At 54.8% G+C, this 15,179-nt stretch carries 14 protein-coding genes and 1 pseudogene; 7 read left to right on the top strand and 8 right to left on the bottom strand.

The window, feature by feature from the left end; translation table 11 throughout:
* Positions 1-9 precede the first annotated feature (9 nt).
* The 7 genes from LKO31_RS02240 (at position 10) to LKO31_RS02270 (ending at position 9,719) form a co-directional block, all read left to right on the top strand.
* The gene (locus LKO31_RS02240) at positions 10-1,581 is read left to right on the top strand and encodes an alkaline phosphatase D family protein (protein ID WP_227688458.1); all 1,572 of its coding nucleotides are present in this window, start codon (positions 10-12) and stop codon (positions 1,579-1,581) included.
* A gap of 53 nt (positions 1,582-1,634) precedes the next feature.
* Positions 1,635-2,594, top strand: a complete 960-nt coding sequence (locus LKO31_RS02245) for a glycerophosphodiester phosphodiesterase (protein ID WP_227688459.1) — start codon at positions 1,635-1,637, stop codon at positions 2,592-2,594.
* Between the two features lie 364 nt (positions 2,595-2,958).
* Complete coding sequence (locus tag LKO31_RS02250; RefSeq protein ID WP_227688460.1) at positions 2,959-4,527, top strand: FMN-binding glutamate synthase family protein; 1,569 nt, start codon at positions 2,959-2,961, stop codon at positions 4,525-4,527.
* Between the two features lie 438 nt (positions 4,528-4,965).
* The gene (locus LKO31_RS02255; RefSeq protein ID WP_227688461.1) at positions 4,966-5,907 is read left to right on the top strand and encodes a hypothetical protein; all 942 of its coding nucleotides are present in this window, start codon (positions 4,966-4,968) and stop codon (positions 5,905-5,907) included.
* Between the two features lie 42 nt (positions 5,908-5,949).
* Positions 5,950-7,005 (top strand): linear amide C-N hydrolase, encoded by a 1,056-nt coding sequence (locus LKO31_RS02260; protein WP_227688462.1) that lies wholly within the window; start codon positions 5,950-5,952, stop codon positions 7,003-7,005.
* 437 nt (positions 7,006-7,442) lie between these two features.
* Positions 7,443-8,783 carry a magnesium transporter gene (gene mgtE, locus LKO31_RS02265; protein WP_227688463.1) on the top strand — a complete coding sequence of 447 codons (1,341 nt, stop codon included), beginning with the start codon at positions 7,443-7,445 and terminating at the stop codon, positions 8,781-8,783.
* Between the two features lie 33 nt (positions 8,784-8,816).
* Positions 8,817-9,719 carry a universal stress protein gene (locus LKO31_RS02270; RefSeq protein WP_227688464.1) on the top strand — a complete coding sequence of 301 codons (903 nt, stop codon included), beginning with the start codon at positions 8,817-8,819 and terminating at the stop codon, positions 9,717-9,719.
* A gap of 78 nt (positions 9,720-9,797) precedes the next feature.
* On the opposite strand, the gene LKO31_RS02275 is transcribed toward LKO31_RS02270, so the two are convergent.
* From LKO31_RS02275 to LKO31_RS02310, 8 genes and pseudogenes are all read right to left on the bottom strand, one after another.
* Positions 9,798-10,616, bottom strand: a complete 819-nt coding sequence (locus tag LKO31_RS02275; RefSeq protein ID WP_227688465.1) for a YggS family pyridoxal phosphate-dependent enzyme — start codon at positions 10,614-10,616, stop codon at positions 9,798-9,800.
* Positions 10,617-10,764: 148 nt separating this feature from the next.
* Positions 10,765-11,244, bottom strand: coding sequence for a VOC family protein (locus LKO31_RS02280; RefSeq protein WP_227688466.1), 480 nt, complete (start codon positions 11,242-11,244; stop codon positions 10,765-10,767).
* A 1-nt stretch (position 11,245) separates the two neighbouring features.
* Positions 11,246-11,866, bottom strand: coding sequence for a glutathione S-transferase family protein (locus LKO31_RS02285; RefSeq protein WP_227688467.1), 621 nt, complete (start codon positions 11,864-11,866; stop codon positions 11,246-11,248).
* A gap of 11 nt (positions 11,867-11,877) precedes the next feature.
* On the bottom strand, positions 11,878-12,246 hold the full coding sequence (locus tag LKO31_RS02290) for a DUF1428 domain-containing protein (RefSeq protein ID WP_407699238.1): 369 nt from the start codon (positions 12,244-12,246) through the stop codon (positions 11,878-11,880).
* Positions 12,229-12,591 (bottom strand): annotated as a pseudogene (locus LKO31_RS02295) (DUF1428 domain-containing protein); the annotation flags it as partial. The gene LKO31_RS02290 and the pseudogene LKO31_RS02295, both read right to left, overlap by 18 nt.
* A gap of 478 nt (positions 12,592-13,069) precedes the next feature.
* Positions 13,070-14,230, bottom strand: a complete 1,161-nt coding sequence (locus LKO31_RS02300) for a glutathionylspermidine synthase family protein (RefSeq protein ID WP_227688468.1) — start codon at positions 14,228-14,230, stop codon at positions 13,070-13,072.
* A complete protein-coding gene (locus tag LKO31_RS02305) occupies positions 14,227-14,628 on the bottom strand; it encodes a hypothetical protein (RefSeq protein ID WP_227688469.1) in 402 nt (133 codons plus the stop codon). The genes LKO31_RS02300 and LKO31_RS02305 overlap by 4 nt, the downstream gene beginning before the upstream one ends.
* Positions 14,628-15,023 (bottom strand): DUF350 domain-containing protein, encoded by a 396-nt coding sequence (locus LKO31_RS02310; RefSeq protein ID WP_227688470.1) that lies wholly within the window; start codon positions 15,021-15,023, stop codon positions 14,628-14,630. Before LKO31_RS02310 ends, LKO31_RS02305 begins: the two co-directional genes overlap by 1 nt.
* Positions 15,024-15,179 lie beyond the last annotated feature (156 nt).

Genomic DNA, 15,179 nt, shown 5'->3' on the forward strand with positions numbered 1-15,179 from the left:
GAGGAAATCATGTCCGCCCTCAATCGCCGTGAACTGATCAAAGCTGGCGCCAGCCTCGCCCTCTTTACAGGTTTCTCCCCCTCCCCCCTCTGGGCGGCTCCCTTGGGTGCGAACCCCTTCATGCTGGGCGTTGCCTCCGGCGATCCATGGCCGGATGGATTTGTGATCTGGACCCGTCTGGCACCGCGTCCCTTGGAAGAACATGCTGGCATGCCGGCGGCGCGCGTCCCTGTACGATGGGAAGTGGCGGAAGATATGGCTTTTTCCAAAGTCGTAAGACAGGGAGAGGCCATGGCATTGCCCGAACTGGCCCACTCTGTTCATGTCGAAGTAGCGGGCCTGCGGCCCCATCGCCATTATTGGTATCGTTTTTCCGTGGCGGGTTCGGATATCAGCCCCATTGGAATGACCCGCACAGCGCCCCTCGCCACCGATCTGATCGATCATATGCGAATTGGTGTGGCCGGATGCCAACATTATGAAATGGGCTTTTTTGACGCTTGGCGTCATTTGGCCGAAGAGCCGGACCTCGACCTCATCTTTCATTATGGGGATTATATCTACGAAGGCGGCGCGACCAAGATGGGGCCACGCCCCAACTCATGGACGCCCGTGCGCCAGCATGTCGGGGACGAAATCTATAGCATTGACGATTATCGGCGACGCTATGCGCAATATAAAAGCGACCCCCATCTGATGGCAGCCCATGCCGCCTGTGCCTTTGCGGCGACCTTTGACGATCACGAAGTCGATAATAATTGGGCCAGCGACTTCGACCAAGATGGAACAGATCCGAAAATCTTCGCGCTCCGCCGATTTGCCGCGTTGCAAGCATGGTATGAACATATGCCGGTTCGCAAAGCGCAATTCCCGAAGCAGGGTGGCCTCGTCGCGCATCGCCGATTGCATTTCGGCCAATTGCTGCAAATGCATCTGCTCGACACACGATCCTATCGCGCAGATCAGCCCTGCGGTGATGATTTCTACAAAAACCCATGCCCCCCTGAAGCCCATATGGCCCCCACGGTGCTGGGCGAAGCCCAAGAAAAATGGCTGGACGACGGGCTGGGCACAGGGTCGGCAGCGTGGAATTTACTGGCGCAGCAAATCATTGTGATGCCGGTTGATTTTCGCAAGGAAGATGCAACCGAAGCACAATTCGCCACCGATTTATGGGACGGCTATCGCCCCGCGCGCAAACGCTTGATCGAAACGATCCGTAAACATCAACTGCGCAATGTCATCATCGCGACCGGTGATCACCACCGCCATCTGGTCGGCACCGTGCCGGAAAATGATGAAATCCTAGATGGACCAATGGTGGCGGTTGAATTTCAGGCGGCCTCTATTTCATCCAATGGCAATGGCAAAGGCGAAGCAGGCCTTGGTCATATGATGAAGAATAACCCGCATTTCGACCTATATACAGACCGCAGAGGTTATCAGCTTTTTGATATCACGCCCAAAAGCTGGCAGGCCGACGTGAAAATAATGGATCAGGTCGAAATGCCCGGTGGCAAGATCAGCACAATGGCGTCCTTTGTGGTGACGCCCGATGCCCCCGTCCTACATCGCAATTGACCCAGCGGTGCGCTGATCAGCGCGAATTTCTTCTGATGGAAAGATTTCTCGACATGCAATTTCACCCATATTGGCTGTTGGCGTCTGCAAGCCTTGCTTTAACCGCTACCCCTTCCCACGTGGCTTTTGCCCAAGCGGCGGCGTCGCAGCCCGCCCCAACCTCGGCCGTTCAGCAGAATGAACATATTTTGCGTGATCAATTCACCAAAATTTACACGGAGCATGGCGTCCTGCCCATCCCGATCCATCGCGGCGGCGGAATGCATCAACCGGAAAACACCATTGAATCTTTTGAATATAGCTGGGCGCGCCATATGGTGCCAGAAGCCGATATTCGCACCACCAAAGATGGGGTGATTGTCGTCATCCATGACGAAACCGTGGTGCGCACCGCCCCAGACGCGCCCGAGAATATCCGCAACACACTCATCAGCGACCTCAATTTGGCCGAGTTAAAATCACTGGATGTCGGGGCTTTCCGTGGCAAAAGCGGGCAAAGCATTCCGACATTGGATGAAGTTTTTGCCGTAATGGCAAAAGATCCCAGCAAATTTTTGCATCTGGATTATAAAGATATTGATCTAAATATCTTATCCCAAATGGTAAAACGCCATGGCGTTGAAAAACAGGTTATCTTCACAACCAATCGTTATGATTTGATCCAACAATGGCGAAAACTGGTTCCGACATCGCAAACCATGATTTGGATGGGCGGCAGCCAGCAAGACATTGAAGCCGTGCTCAATCGGCTTCGCGCAAATAATTTCCAAGATATTTATATCGTACACATGCATTACCGTCCGGTCGCCGACAGCAGCGCATTTAATATGACGGATGCGTTCATGCTAAATACGCAAGCTGAACTGGCCGCTATGGGTATCGTGCTTCAAATTCAACCATGGAATATCGAAGACCCGCTGATTTACGAACGGCTTTTCAAAATCGGCATTCGCAATGTTGGCACCGACTTTCCAGACATGCTGCGTTTGATCCGCGCTCGCTATATAAAATAGGGCGCGCTCTGAATGATCTAGCACCTTGCCTTGCCCCAAAGGGGCAAGGCAAATTTCATTGAATAAAAACGTCAACGAGGCTGCAATCCCCACAAAGCTGATGCGGACGGCGAATATGATCGCCCTGCCCCGCCGCATCGATCAGCCTCGATCACAAGCAATAGCTGGGACGGAAATAACGCAAAACCTATCGCGGATGCAAAGTTTAGCGGACCGCCCCTGTCGCTTTCGCATGTGTTAGGATATGCGGGGTTGGGCGGAACTGAATGGGGACGCCGCCATTTTGCGATAAGCATGGTGTCCTACCGCTGTGCTACGGAGTGTTGAATTGCTGCTATCCCGCTATCTTACGCTTGCGCTGGTCATGATTTCCGCAATCGTCGCGGCAGTATATCTGCCACATATTTGGGCCATTCCACTGTTTGTGATCAGCGCCATTCTGTCGGTCATGGGATTATATGATCTGGCGCAGCCCCTGCACTCGGTGCGCCGGAACTATCCTCTACTAGGGCGATTGCGCTGGTTTTTTGAGGATATACGGCCAGAAATTCGCCAATATTTAATTGAGGGCGAATTTGATAAAGTCCCCTTCTCGCGTAGCCAGCGTTCGCTGATTTATGCACGGTCAAAGAATGAAAGCAGTGAGCGAGCATTTGGCACTTTGATTGATGTATATGGCAATGGCCATGAATTTATCGGCCATAGCAACCGACCTGCCGCACCCGCTGACCCCGATAGTTTCCGTATTATAATCGGCAACAAGGATTGTTTGCAGCCCTATTCCGCGTCGATTTTCAACATCTCTGCGATGAGCTTTGGCTCATTGAGCGCCAACGCGATCCGCGCGCTGAACCAAGGCGCAAAAATGGGCAATTTTGCACATGATACGGGCGAAGGCAGTATCAGCCCCTATCACCGCGAGCATGGGGGCGATCTGATTTGGGAGTTGGGCAGCGGCTATTTTGGATGCCGCACGGCGGATGGGCAATTTGATCCGGCGAGCTTCGCTGAAAAGGCCGCCGACCCGCAAGTGAAGATGATCGAAATTAAGCTGAGCCAAGGGGCAAAGCCTGGTCATGGCGGCATTTTGCCGGGTGCCAAAGTTACGGCCGAAATTGCGCTGACGCGCGGCGTGCCGGAAGGGGTGGATTGTATTTCGCCATCCTCGCACCCTGCATTCTCAACCCCGCGTGAATTGGTTCAATTCATCGCCCAACTGCGACATTTGTCGAAAGGCAAACCTGTCGGATTTAAATTATGCATTGGCCAGCCATGGGAATTTATGGGCATTGTCAAAGCGATGCGCGAAGAAGGCGTCTTCCCAGACTTTGTCGTGGTGGATGGTTCGGAAGGTGGAACCGGCGCTGCGCCATTGGAATTTACCGACCATTTGGGTATGCCGATGCGCGAGGGTTTGTTGTTTGTGCACAACACCTTGGTTGGCGCTGGGGTGCGCGAACAGGTTAAAGTGGGCGCGGCGGGGAAAATCGCCAGTGCCTTTGATATCGCGGCGGCCCATGCCTTGGGCGCGGACTGGGTGAATGCGGGCCGTGGATATATGTTTGCCTTGGGCTGCATCCAATCGCTGAGTTGCAACACCAATCGATGCCCCGTGGGCGTCGCAACGCAGGACCCGCTGCGTCAGCGCGCATTAGTCGTGCCAGATAAGGCCGAGCGTGTGGCAAATTTCCACCGGAACACGTTGCACGCTTTATCAGAAATGATTGGCGCTGCTGGCTTGGATCATCCGAGTAAGATCGGCCCCCATCATTTATGCCGCCGCGTCAGCCCAACGGAAATTCGCTTATTCTCTCAATTACATAAATTCTTAGTTTCAGGCGAATTGCTAGGGGCGAATGAGGAAGGTGAATTTTACCATTCCAGTTGGCGGTTGGCTCGGGTCGATAGTTTTCAGCTAAGCGAGTTGGTCTGACGTCGAAGGCGCAGGTCACGCCAGACGCTTCCTGCCGCTGACGAAACCTCAGCTTCATATGGGAAGCACCGATAACCGAGCCGCCGCTTCGAAACTGACCTGCCACCGCCAAATGTGCGGGATGTTGTGTTGATAGACTAAGCCCTTGAAGTATCAAGGTTTAGAGGTCCGCCCTAGGGTTCGTCGCCGACTTATCAGACACCTCCGCCAACGCAATCGCAATTATCACGAATAAGTAAAAGGATAACATCGAAAAAACACACGCCAAAATGGATCACAATGTGGAAACCACGGCCCATCACTGCAACAATGGACGCAATTTAAAGACATATATGGCCGCGATTTAGAATTTTTACTGAAAACAACCCTCGACAAATCCTATTTGTTCACAGAGATTACCCGTCTGGATAACATGGTCGCAAAGGGAGCGGGCGCCTCATGCTATTTCGATCACGGAAACGGGCGCAAGATTTACTCCATGGTCGGAATTGCTCCGAACCCAGCCATCGCCCGCCAGTGGCCATCGCCCATGTCGGACAAATTCTGTCGTCTTGCTATGCTATTGCCATTATCCTGTCCCTGTACGGCGTAAATTCCGCCTATGGCGCGGAAGGCTCCATCGACACGCCTCCCGAGCATGTCTCTCCAGAACGGCCACATAAGGCGTTGCAGGTCACGCCCTATATATGGGCGGCTGGCTTGGATGGGGATATCTCGCCATTTCGACGCGGGCCGACGATTGGCGTTGATAAATCATTCTCCGATGTCATCGACAATCTCAACTTGGGCGGTTTCGTCAATATTTGGGGACGCTATAACCGTTTTGTCGTGTCGGGCGACCTCATGTATGTCAGCACAACGGACGGCCATGGCGCGGGACCGCTTCCGGCATTCCAGCTCCCCAATGGGGCGCTTGTTCCAGCCGGCACCACCATCGATGCGACGGTTGACACCAAACAGTTCACCGCGACCGCAATGGGCGGTTATCGGGTCATCGACACGCCGCAGTTCACGCTCGATGCCCTTGGCGGCGCACGATTTTGGCATATCTCCAACGATGTCACGCTGAACATCGCGCTTGGCAGCGGCATAACCGAAAACCACGACGAAAGCTTCGGCTGGGTTGATCCCGTGGTGGGCCTGCGCGCATTCCTGCCGCTGACCGAAAAACTCTCGCTTCAAGGGCAAGCCGATATCGGTGGCTTTGGTGCGGGTTCCGACCAGACATGGTCGGCGCTGGCGACCGTTAATTACGTCTTTGCCGATCGTCTATCGGCCTCGGCGGGATACAAAATACTCGACGTTAATTATGATCATGATGGGCATGTTTATGACACGCGCCTCCATGGCCCCGTGCTCGGCATGACATATCGGTTCTGAACAGCAAAACTTTCCCGCAGCCTTTTATGGATTGGATTTGACATGTCCCCATTGACACGCATCACTACCGTATTTGTGGCCGCCGCAGCGCTGATGACGGCCCAAGCTCAGGCTTGCACACGGGTCGTCTATCACGGGCCAGAGGGGCGCACACTAACGGGCCGCAACATGGACTTTAAAGACCCGATGGTCAGCAATTTCTGGGTCTTTCCTCGCGGGATCAAGCGCAGCGGTGCCGCTGGCCAGCGTTCGATGGAATGGACATCAAAATATGGCAGCCTAGCCGTCTCTGGCTATGATATTTCAACGGTCGACGGCATGAATGAAGCGGGCCTCAACGCCAGCTTGCTGTGGCTCAACGCCACGACCTTCCCCAAGGATGACGGCAAAACACCGCGCATGTCGCTCGCCATTTGGGCGCAATTCTACCTCGATCAATTTGCGACCGTCTCGGAAGCGGTCGAATATACGCGCCAACATCCCATAGAGTTGGTGAGCGGCGAGGTGCCCGGCCGCCCTGGCAGCCTCGCGCCGCTGCATCTGACACTTTCCGATCCGACGGGCGACAGCGCGGTGTTGGAATGGATTGATGGCAAGTTGAACATTCATCACGACCGCTCCTATCAAGTGGTAACCAATGACCCGCCCTTTGCCGATCATCTTGCCAATCAGCGATATTGGAGCGCGCTTGACCCGCTTAAATTCCTTCCGGGCAGCGGTCGATCCGAAGACCGTTTCGTGCGCGCTGGCTTTTATATCAATGCTGTCACCCAAAGCGCTGATCCCCGCACGGCCGCCGCCGCCGTGTTCAGCGTAATCCGCAACGCCTCGGCGCCTTATGGCGTCAGCATTCCAGAGGCACCAAATCTGTCCACCACCCGCTGGCGCGTGGTGGCGGACCAAAAATCCATGCTTTTCTTCGGCGAATCCGCCACATCCCCCAATATTTTCTGGGTGGACTTAAAGAAGCTCAATTTTTCCGCAGGCGCGCCTGTCAGCAAGCTGGATCTTGGCGTGGATATGAACCGCATCCTGACTGGTGAAGCATCGAGCCAGTTTGTTCAGACGAAACCATTTATATTCATGGAAGCCCAATGATGACGGCGAAACACCCACCTTGTTGAGCCGATCAGGCAGATGACCTGCCGGCACCGAGCATAACGGATTTGGCCGTCTCCAACCCTTGAGGCCGCCAAATCCAGTTTTGCTGGGTTGGGGCATTTCCAATGGTGCGCGGCGCATTGACCGGCCTTGGCCCTTGTTTTCCAGCCATGCGAACAGGGCGGACTGCGCTTTCCCTGTCCCTTTCCTACATTGACCCCGTCAGCCTGCATGGCCTAGATGTCCCCAATCACCCTTTTGTGATCCGATAGCGGAGTAGACATATGGATGAAGGGTCTAGTAGCATGGCTGCGTCATTCGCCTGCGCAGCCTTCCCCAATATTTGGCACCATCAAGGCCGCCACCGCGTGGGTTCGCTATACCGTTAATCCGGTTCCGCCTCCATGCCTTGGCAGGCGTGACAGAGGCACCCAATGAACAACAGCATTCGCCATATCGAGACGGCGCTCCAGTCGGGCGCTCGTCAGCATATTTCAAATCTTTTCACCAGCGAACATCCGGCCGATATCGCAGCAGCACTCCAAAAACTTCCGCCCCAAGCGGCATGGCGTGCGCTGGGCTACGCCAGCATATCCCGCCGCGCCGACATATTCAGCTATCTGGTGCATGATTATCAATCGCTCCTCGCGACAGTCATTCCGCGCGCGGCATTGGCAGCCGTGGTCATGGAAATGAAAGCGGATGATCGCGCTGACCTTTATCAAAAGCTTTCGGAAGATCAGCGTGAAACGCTGATGCCAGCGCTCGCGCAGGCGGAACGTGAGGATATTCGGCAGCTCACATCGTATAGCGAAGGTACGGCGGGATCGGTCATGACGTCCGAATATGCCGCGCTTCCACGGGACATCAGCGCCACCGCTGCACTCACCCTATTGCGGCAAGAAGCCCCAGACGCGGAAACAATCAATCGCGCCTATATCGTCGATGAAAACCGCAAATTGCTCGGCACCGTGCGGCTTCAAGACATTATAACGGCACCGCATGGCGCGAATATCAGCGACATCATGGACACAAACACCCATGCGATCCGTGTGAGCGACGACGAAGTGGCGGCCGCGCGTCGGATTGCCCATTATGACATGATCGCTTTGCCGGTGATCGACGATCAGGATCATCTTGTCGGCATCATCACCCATGACGATGCGTTGGACGTTTTGGAAGCAGAGGCCACAGATGATTTCCACCGTGTCGCCACCATCACCAATCTTGATACCAGCGTCGCAACTGCCAGCGTTCCCACCCTATATCGAGCGCGGATTTCATGGCTGATGTTGCTGGTGTTCGGCAATATCTTCTCTGGGGCGGGCATCGCGCATTTCGAAGACACCATCGCCGCGAACCTCGCCCTGATGTTCTTCTTGCCGATCCTCATCGCATCCGGCGGAAATGCGGGCGCGCAGTCGGCCACGCTGATGATCCGCGCATTAGCGACGGGTGACATCGCCGTGTCGGACTGGGGCAAGATATTCGGACGGGAATTGGGCGTCGCTATTCTGCTCGGCCTTAGTATGGCGGCGGCAATCGCGGTGATCGGCGTATTTCGCGGTGGAAAGGAAATTGCACTGGTCATCGCCCTGTCGATGATCCTGATTGTCATCGTCGGCAGTCTGATCGGTATGCTGCTTCCTTTCCTCCTCAGCAGATTCGATATGGACCCTGCAACCGCCAGCACGCCATTGGTGACGTCGATCGCGGACGCCACCGGCGTGTTAATCTATTTCAGTATCGCGAACGCCATATTGGCCATGCCTTGATTGTCACCCACCGTCTCATCTAACCTCGCTTTGATGGAGAGAGCTTTGCCCATTCACACGATCATCGCTGCCTTGTCGCTCGACCCTGACAGCAACCCCGTCGCTGAGCGCGCGTTCCAACTCGCTGCTCAGCATAATGCGCGGCTCATCTTGGTCCATGTGATCGAAACCGCCGCTCACACCGCCTCTATGACCACCAGTGACTCGCCCTCCCCCCTATTGACGCTCCGACAAGAGGCCCAGTATCACATCCAGCAAAAAATTGATGAAAAGCTGCGACAAAATGCGGTGGACATCGTCATAAGAGAAGGGGCTCCTTACGCTATCATCCGTGAACTGCAAGACCGCGAACAAGCCGATTTGCTGATCATCGGTCCAGGCAAAGCGCAGACGGTTAGGGAACATTTATTTGGTTCAACCGCCGACAGGCTGGTACGACTTTCGTCCTGCCCCGTTCTTATTGTACGGAACGAAAACTCGCGGCCATATGAACGAATTTCTGTGGCCATAGATTTTTCCGCCCTATCAGCCGCCGCGTTCCACGCCGCCGCCGAGCTTGGGGAAGGCGCCGCCATCGATCTGGTTCATATTGTCGACATTCCGCTGTCATTCGAGCAAGCGGCGCTCAAGGCAGGAACCCCACACAACGAAATCGCGTCTTACCGCCAAGCAAAAGCGGATTCAGCCCGTAAACAGGTCGAAGATTTTCTAGCGGACAAACAGCCTAATGCGCCGCCGATCCAAGTGCGGATATTCCATGGCTCCCCAGCAAATAGTCTTGTCACGCTGTCCGCCAAACCAAACACAGACCTGCTCGCGCTAGGCTTGCAGGGTCAAAATATCATAACACGCGCACTGATCGGCAGCGTCGCGCAACGGGTTTTGCAGGCCGCGGCCTGTGATATTCTGACCGTCGGCGCAGAAGCGCTTAATTAGTCAGCAGCGCGCAAATAGGGCATATATCCGCCACACAGACGGATAGTCATCATTCTGCTCGATGTGCCAAAATCACGGTCAACAGGTCTCGATTGCGTCCAAATCCGAAGCCGTCGACGGTGCTATGGCTGGCCAATAAACATGATTATCGGTCGGGCGCGGGCCGAATATGGCTTGACCAACACGGACAACATCTGCGCCTTCTTCAATGGCAATCTCATAATCACCGGACATACCCATGGATAGCTGCGTCAGGCCCGAATGAACCCGAATAGCGCGGTCCCGCAGCCTATGAAGCAGCCGAAAACAGTTACGCACCCGCTCATGATCGTCGCTAAAAATCGCCAATGTCATTAGGCCGCGCGGTTTTAAGCGTGGATATTCCGGCAAGCGATCCACAAAGGATATCAATTCATCGGGATGCAGACCATATTTGCTATCCTCGCCCGACGTGTTGACCTGTACGAACACGTCAAGGTCACGATCTAGGGCCTCTAGCCGGCGGTTCAATTCTTCCGCCAACCTTATGCTGTCCAGCGCATGAAACTCCGACGCCAAGCGAACAAGATATTTCACCTTGTTCGTCTGAAGATGCCCAATGATGCTCCAGCGGATCGGCAAATCCGATAGAGCCTCTTGCTTGTCGCGCGCCTCCTGAAGCTTATTCTCTCCGAAATCGGAAATGCCCGCCGCATGGGCAAGCCGCAATATATGCGCTGGAACTGTCTTGGTAACCGGAAGCAGACGGACAGCATCGCTCGGCCGCCCAGCACGCAGGCTGGCGACGGCGATGCGCGCCTGTACCGCCTTCAAATTCGCCGCGAATGCCCTTGCAGGGTCGGGACCGAAACGCGCAATATCGGCGGGTGAAAGTGCAATTTCACGCGATGCTTTCATATTGTCTAGGCTCCCAATCAAACGGGCGATGGCAAAGGCGCGACAAGTTGGCGCGCATCATATTTAACCGGTGGTCGGTCCACCAAGGGCTTGCACGACACCGTAGAGGGAGATAAGAGCGGCAGCACTGATCTTGCACGCCGTCGCCTCAATCTCCCTTGCGCGCTGCGTCAATCGCTGCCACGTCAATCTTCTGCATGGTCATCATCGTTTCAAAGGCGCGCCGCGCTTCTTCGCCGCCAGCCGCTTGCGATTCCAGCAAGGTGCGCGGGGTTATCTGCCAGTTGAAACCCCATTTATCCTTGCACCAGCCGCATGCGCTTTCCTGCCCGCCATGTCCGACAATCGCGTTCCAATAGCGATCGGTTTCGGCCTGATCCTCGGTTATGACCATGAAGCTGACGCTTTCATTGGGCTTGAACATGTCGCCGCCATTCAGACCGGAAAAAGCACGACCAAGGACTGTGAATTCGACCGTAAGCGCATCGCCCTTCTGACCACTCGGAAAATCCGAGGGCGCGCGAAAAATAGGGCCGACCAAGCTGTCTGGGAAAGTATCAGCATAGAAGCGCGCAGCATCCTCTGCATCACCATCAAACCATAGCACCGTGACAAGCTTATCAGCCATATCAGGCCTCCTTGATAAGGTTCATATCGATCATTTTGGCGGCCTGATAGGCTGGGCGTTCCCTTAGCCTGCCGGCATAATCCTCAAACACCTGACGTTTGGGGATCGAACCAAAGCCAAGCCCCCAGTCGACCTGACTGCCGACATAAACATCCGCCATCGTGAAACGCTCGCCGCAGACATAGTTGCGTCCCGCCAACAAGGTTTCAAACGCGTCCATCGCCTTGTCATATGTCCCAAAGCCCAACATGCCTTGCTTTTGCGGATCGTCGACGGACCAGCCCATCGAGCGCGAGACGACCGCTTGCTCGACCGGCCCCGCTGCAAAAAATAGCATCCGAAAATAGTCCGCCATTTCCTCCGCTTGCGGCGTCAGCTCTGGGGCCTGCATCACGCCGAGATAATGGCATATGGCTGCGCATTCGGTCACGACATGATCGTGCCCATTGTGATGATGAACAAGGGTCGGGACCTTTCCCATCGGGTTCGCGTCCAGCAGTGCCTCTGGCTTATTCTGCCAGTCGACCAACTGCGTATCATAATCCGCGCCCACCTCATGCAATGCCCAGCGAGCAATCTGACCTCGGCTCATCGGATTGGTGAAGAGGGTAAAATCTGCCATCGCCTCTCCCCTCACAGTTCGATAATCGGGCGGAAACCACCCATGATCATGCGCTTGCCGTCGAACGGCATCTCCCCGTCGAAATCCTGCTCCATCATCCGCTTCTGGCCAGCATCGCGCGTTTCCTTGTCGGGCCATTCGATGAATGAAAAAACAACCTGTTCGTCGGCCTCGGCCTGCACCGCGCGGCGGAAGTCCGTCACTTTGCCGTTGGGGACATCGTCGGCCCATGCTTCGACCAGCCGCAGCGCGCCCAACGCCTTGAACATCGGCCAAGCCGTAGCTGCCATGTCACGATAGGCATTTTTTTTCGCGTCCGGCACAGCGATGATAAAGCCTTCAATATAACGCCCCAGTCCCGCCGCGCCTTCGTCAAGCAATGGCGCGAAACCACCATAGATTAACCGCGCGCCGTCAAAAGGGGGCGGGTTCTTTTCCGGATCCATGCGGGGGTCGTTCATCCATTGGTCGGCGCATGCCATGACCGCATCGCGGCGGGCCTTATCCGGCCATTCAATCCAAGAAAAGACGACTGTCTCGCTGTCCGTGGCCTGCACGGCGCGCTGAAAATCAGTGACCACGCCTTTGGGAACATCATCGCCCCAAGCTTCGACGATGCGCGTCGCGCCCTGTTCTTTGAACAGCGCGTCCGCTTGGCTGGCGTGATCATGAAATTGCTGTCGATTGATGGTGGGAACAGCTATGACGAAACCATCGAGATACATGGGCTCTCTCCTCGGGCCGAAACTCGGCGCTTACATATGCCCCACCGACGAGTTACAAAAAGCAATCATGAAGCTATAAAAATATGGCGCATGAATCAAGTGCGCGCGAAGGCCGTATAACCAAGCGCCGCAGCTATGCGCTTGATTTTCCTAACCAACCAATATTTGAAACACCGCAGCATTGAATCATCGGGGTTTGCCGCCGCTATGCCTGTTGAAAGGGTTCTTTCTGGATCCAAGCGACCATCGGAACCCATGATCTTGGTAATGGCGCAAATGATAGCCCGATTACCCCATGGGATGACCGCAAATCAGCCGGAGCCACAATTTCACTTAAACCTCAGCCGAACGTCATCTGCCAGCACCGTTATAGCGATTCCCTCAACCCACAAGCAGGCTGACGGCAGCCAGCCCAAGACTAGTCATTCCCCACGCCTTCGCCGGACAGACGTCGACACAAAGGGACAGCAACAAATTGTTAGAAGCATGGCTCCTCATCAATAATATGCGGCAAAAATCTCGCACCGTTGCCAGTGATTAACCCATCTTCTCTCATGCCTATTCCCGCCGGGTCTCCATCGACAATCCAGCTACCAATGATCGGATAAGCGCCATCCAATGACGGCAAGTCGAAGAGTTGCTGATAAACATAACCCTCCGCACCATAGCCACCGCCTGTGTCCGTCAAAAGCTTGCCATCCTGAATGATAGAAACATTTGCTCCTTCGCGGCTGAGTAGCGGCTTTTTGACGTAAGAATTGGATAGCGGCCTCTCCAAACTCGCGGGGAGAAGATAAGGGCAATCTGGCGTCATCTCATATAGCACGGCCAAGATCGCCTTGTTGCTCCAAAGCATTTTCCAAATGGGTTCAAGCCATAAAGTTGCGTCCAATTGGTCGATAACCGCCGCCGCATAATTGTCGTCCAGCATCCATTCCCAAGGATATAATTTATAAATCTGCGAGATTAAAAGATCGTCTTGGTCTACAAATCGCCCTTCAGCGTCCAAACCAATCTCATTGATGAAAACCGCTTTGGTCGAAAAGCCCGCAGCCTCCGCCGTATCCCGCAAATAAGCGGTAGTGATGGCATCCTCGCCGCTCACCTCTGCCGCATGGGTGAAGTGAAGCGGCTTGCCGCGATCCAAAGGCCCGAGCATCGCAGCCCAACGCGCGACAAGTTTTTCATGGAGGCTGTTAAATTGGTCCCGTTCTGGAAACAGCCCTTCTTTCCAGCGCCATTGAATGACGGAAGCCTCGAGCAGTGATGTCGGCGTATCGCAGTTAAACTCAAAAAGACGCGGCACGCCGTCTTCGCCGAAACCAAAATCGAAGCGGCCATAGTTGAGCGATGGCGGTTCCTTCTCCCATGCCTCACGGATCGCATGATGGGCGATACGCGGGATATGAAATCGGTCCAGCCAATCCCCCTCGCCGCTTACCAGCTTGTCACCCGCCGCGATGAAAAGCTGATACACCTCGGCTGTCGCCCGCTCAATTGCATCTATTTCATGCGGATGAAAGGCGTAATAAGCCCCTTCCAGCCAATAGGTCTGGTCATTTATGCTGTGCCAAACAAGCCCGTCTTCTTCTACTATGCTCTGCCAATTCGCGCGGACATCGCAAAGCTGCCGCCTCACGACCCGCTACCAAAAAAACCACTAGATCGCGCACTACCCCCAAAACCGCCTCGGCTCACGGCCGCAGAGCGCGTCATGTTGGTCGCAAGCGGGGCCGTGGAATAGCTTTTACCCTCCGCCGGAGAGGTAAGATAATTGCCGAACGGAGGTCGCTCCCGATAATAAGGAATGCGCGCGCCGGACCCAAGATAGATGAAACGTGCATGGCCGCCCCCGCGACTGCAATGATCATCGTCTATGCGGCGGTCATCCTTATCGACACAAATCGCGGTATCTCGGCGGGCATAGGCGTTGCCATTATCATCCCAATCCGGCTCAGCGGGATTTTGAGAACAGCCTGCCAGCAAAGCACTGGCCAAAGCCGATGTGATCGTGAGGTTGTAGCCGCGCTGGCGCATCAAGGCACCATGCAGCCAGCTTGCAGGATACCGAAAGCAACCCCTACCCCGCCAACAAACAGCCCCGACGCGTTGCAATTGTCGCTGATGCGCGCTTCAATGCCGCGAAATAAAATACGGCTCATCACGAAGAAAATCAGCAATTGCGTTACAAGGCTCACGACGCCCCAAACGACCATATCGATGAGGTGGTGGGAAAAACCAATCACCACAGCCATCGGAATGGTCCAGCCGATGAAGGTTCCCACCAACTGAAAAGCGGCGGCGGTGTTTCCATCACGGATGAGAGAAAACTCTTTATGCGGCGTGATCGCAACATAGGCGATCAAAAAGCTGGCTGCCAATAGAATGACGGAACCAAAATAGGCCAAAAAATACGGCAGAGAACTTAACATAGACCCCATCCCCTAAACCGCCAACAAAGACCGAACGCAACAGAGCAAATAAATTGGACACCACATATTGGCTCTGAGATATTCGTATAGCGCTAAATCGGAAAATGGCACCAACTAAACCGGCCAACTCCGGCGGGTGACGGGGTTGGCCGGCTA

Source organism: Sphingopyxis yananensis, assembly GCF_020687785.1.
Lineage (GTDB): Bacteria > Pseudomonadota > Alphaproteobacteria > Sphingomonadales > Sphingomonadaceae > Sphingopyxis > Sphingopyxis yananensis.

Excerpts from the sequence above, each read along its gene's own strand:
- LKO31_RS02240 (WP_227688458.1), top strand. The coding sequence starts at position 10 with ATGTCCGCCCTCAATCGCCGTGAACTGATCAAAGCTGGCGCCAGCCTC.
- LKO31_RS02245 (WP_227688459.1), top strand. The coding sequence starts at position 1,635 with ATGCAATTTCACCCATATTGGCTGTTGGCGTCTGCAAGCCTTGCTTTA.
- LKO31_RS02250 (WP_227688460.1), top strand. The coding sequence starts at position 2,959 with ATGATTTCCGCAATCGTCGCGGCAGTATATCTGCCACATATTTGGGCC.
- LKO31_RS02255 (WP_227688461.1), top strand. The coding sequence starts at position 4,966 with ATGCTATTTCGATCACGGAAACGGGCGCAAGATTTACTCCATGGTCGG.
- LKO31_RS02260 (WP_227688462.1), top strand. The coding sequence starts at position 5,950 with ATGTCCCCATTGACACGCATCACTACCGTATTTGTGGCCGCCGCAGCG.
- mgtE (WP_227688463.1), top strand. The coding sequence starts at position 7,443 with ATGAACAACAGCATTCGCCATATCGAGACGGCGCTCCAGTCGGGCGCT.
- LKO31_RS02270 (WP_227688464.1), top strand. The coding sequence starts at position 8,817 with ATGGAGAGAGCTTTGCCCATTCACACGATCATCGCTGCCTTGTCGCTC.
- LKO31_RS02275 (WP_227688465.1), bottom strand. The coding sequence starts at position 10,616 with ATGAAAGCATCGCGTGAAATTGCACTTTCACCCGCCGATATTGCGCGT.
- LKO31_RS02280 (WP_227688466.1), bottom strand. The coding sequence starts at position 11,244 with ATGGCTGATAAGCTTGTCACGGTGCTATGGTTTGATGGTGATGCAGAG.
- LKO31_RS02285 (WP_227688467.1), bottom strand. The coding sequence starts at position 11,866 with ATGGCAGATTTTACCCTCTTCACCAATCCGATGAGCCGAGGTCAGATT.
- LKO31_RS02305 (WP_227688469.1), bottom strand. The coding sequence starts at position 14,628 with ATGCGCCAGCGCGGCTACAACCTCACGATCACATCGGCTTTGGCCAGT.
- LKO31_RS02310 (WP_227688470.1), bottom strand. The coding sequence starts at position 15,023 with ATGTTAAGTTCTCTGCCGTATTTTTTGGCCTATTTTGGTTCCGTCATT.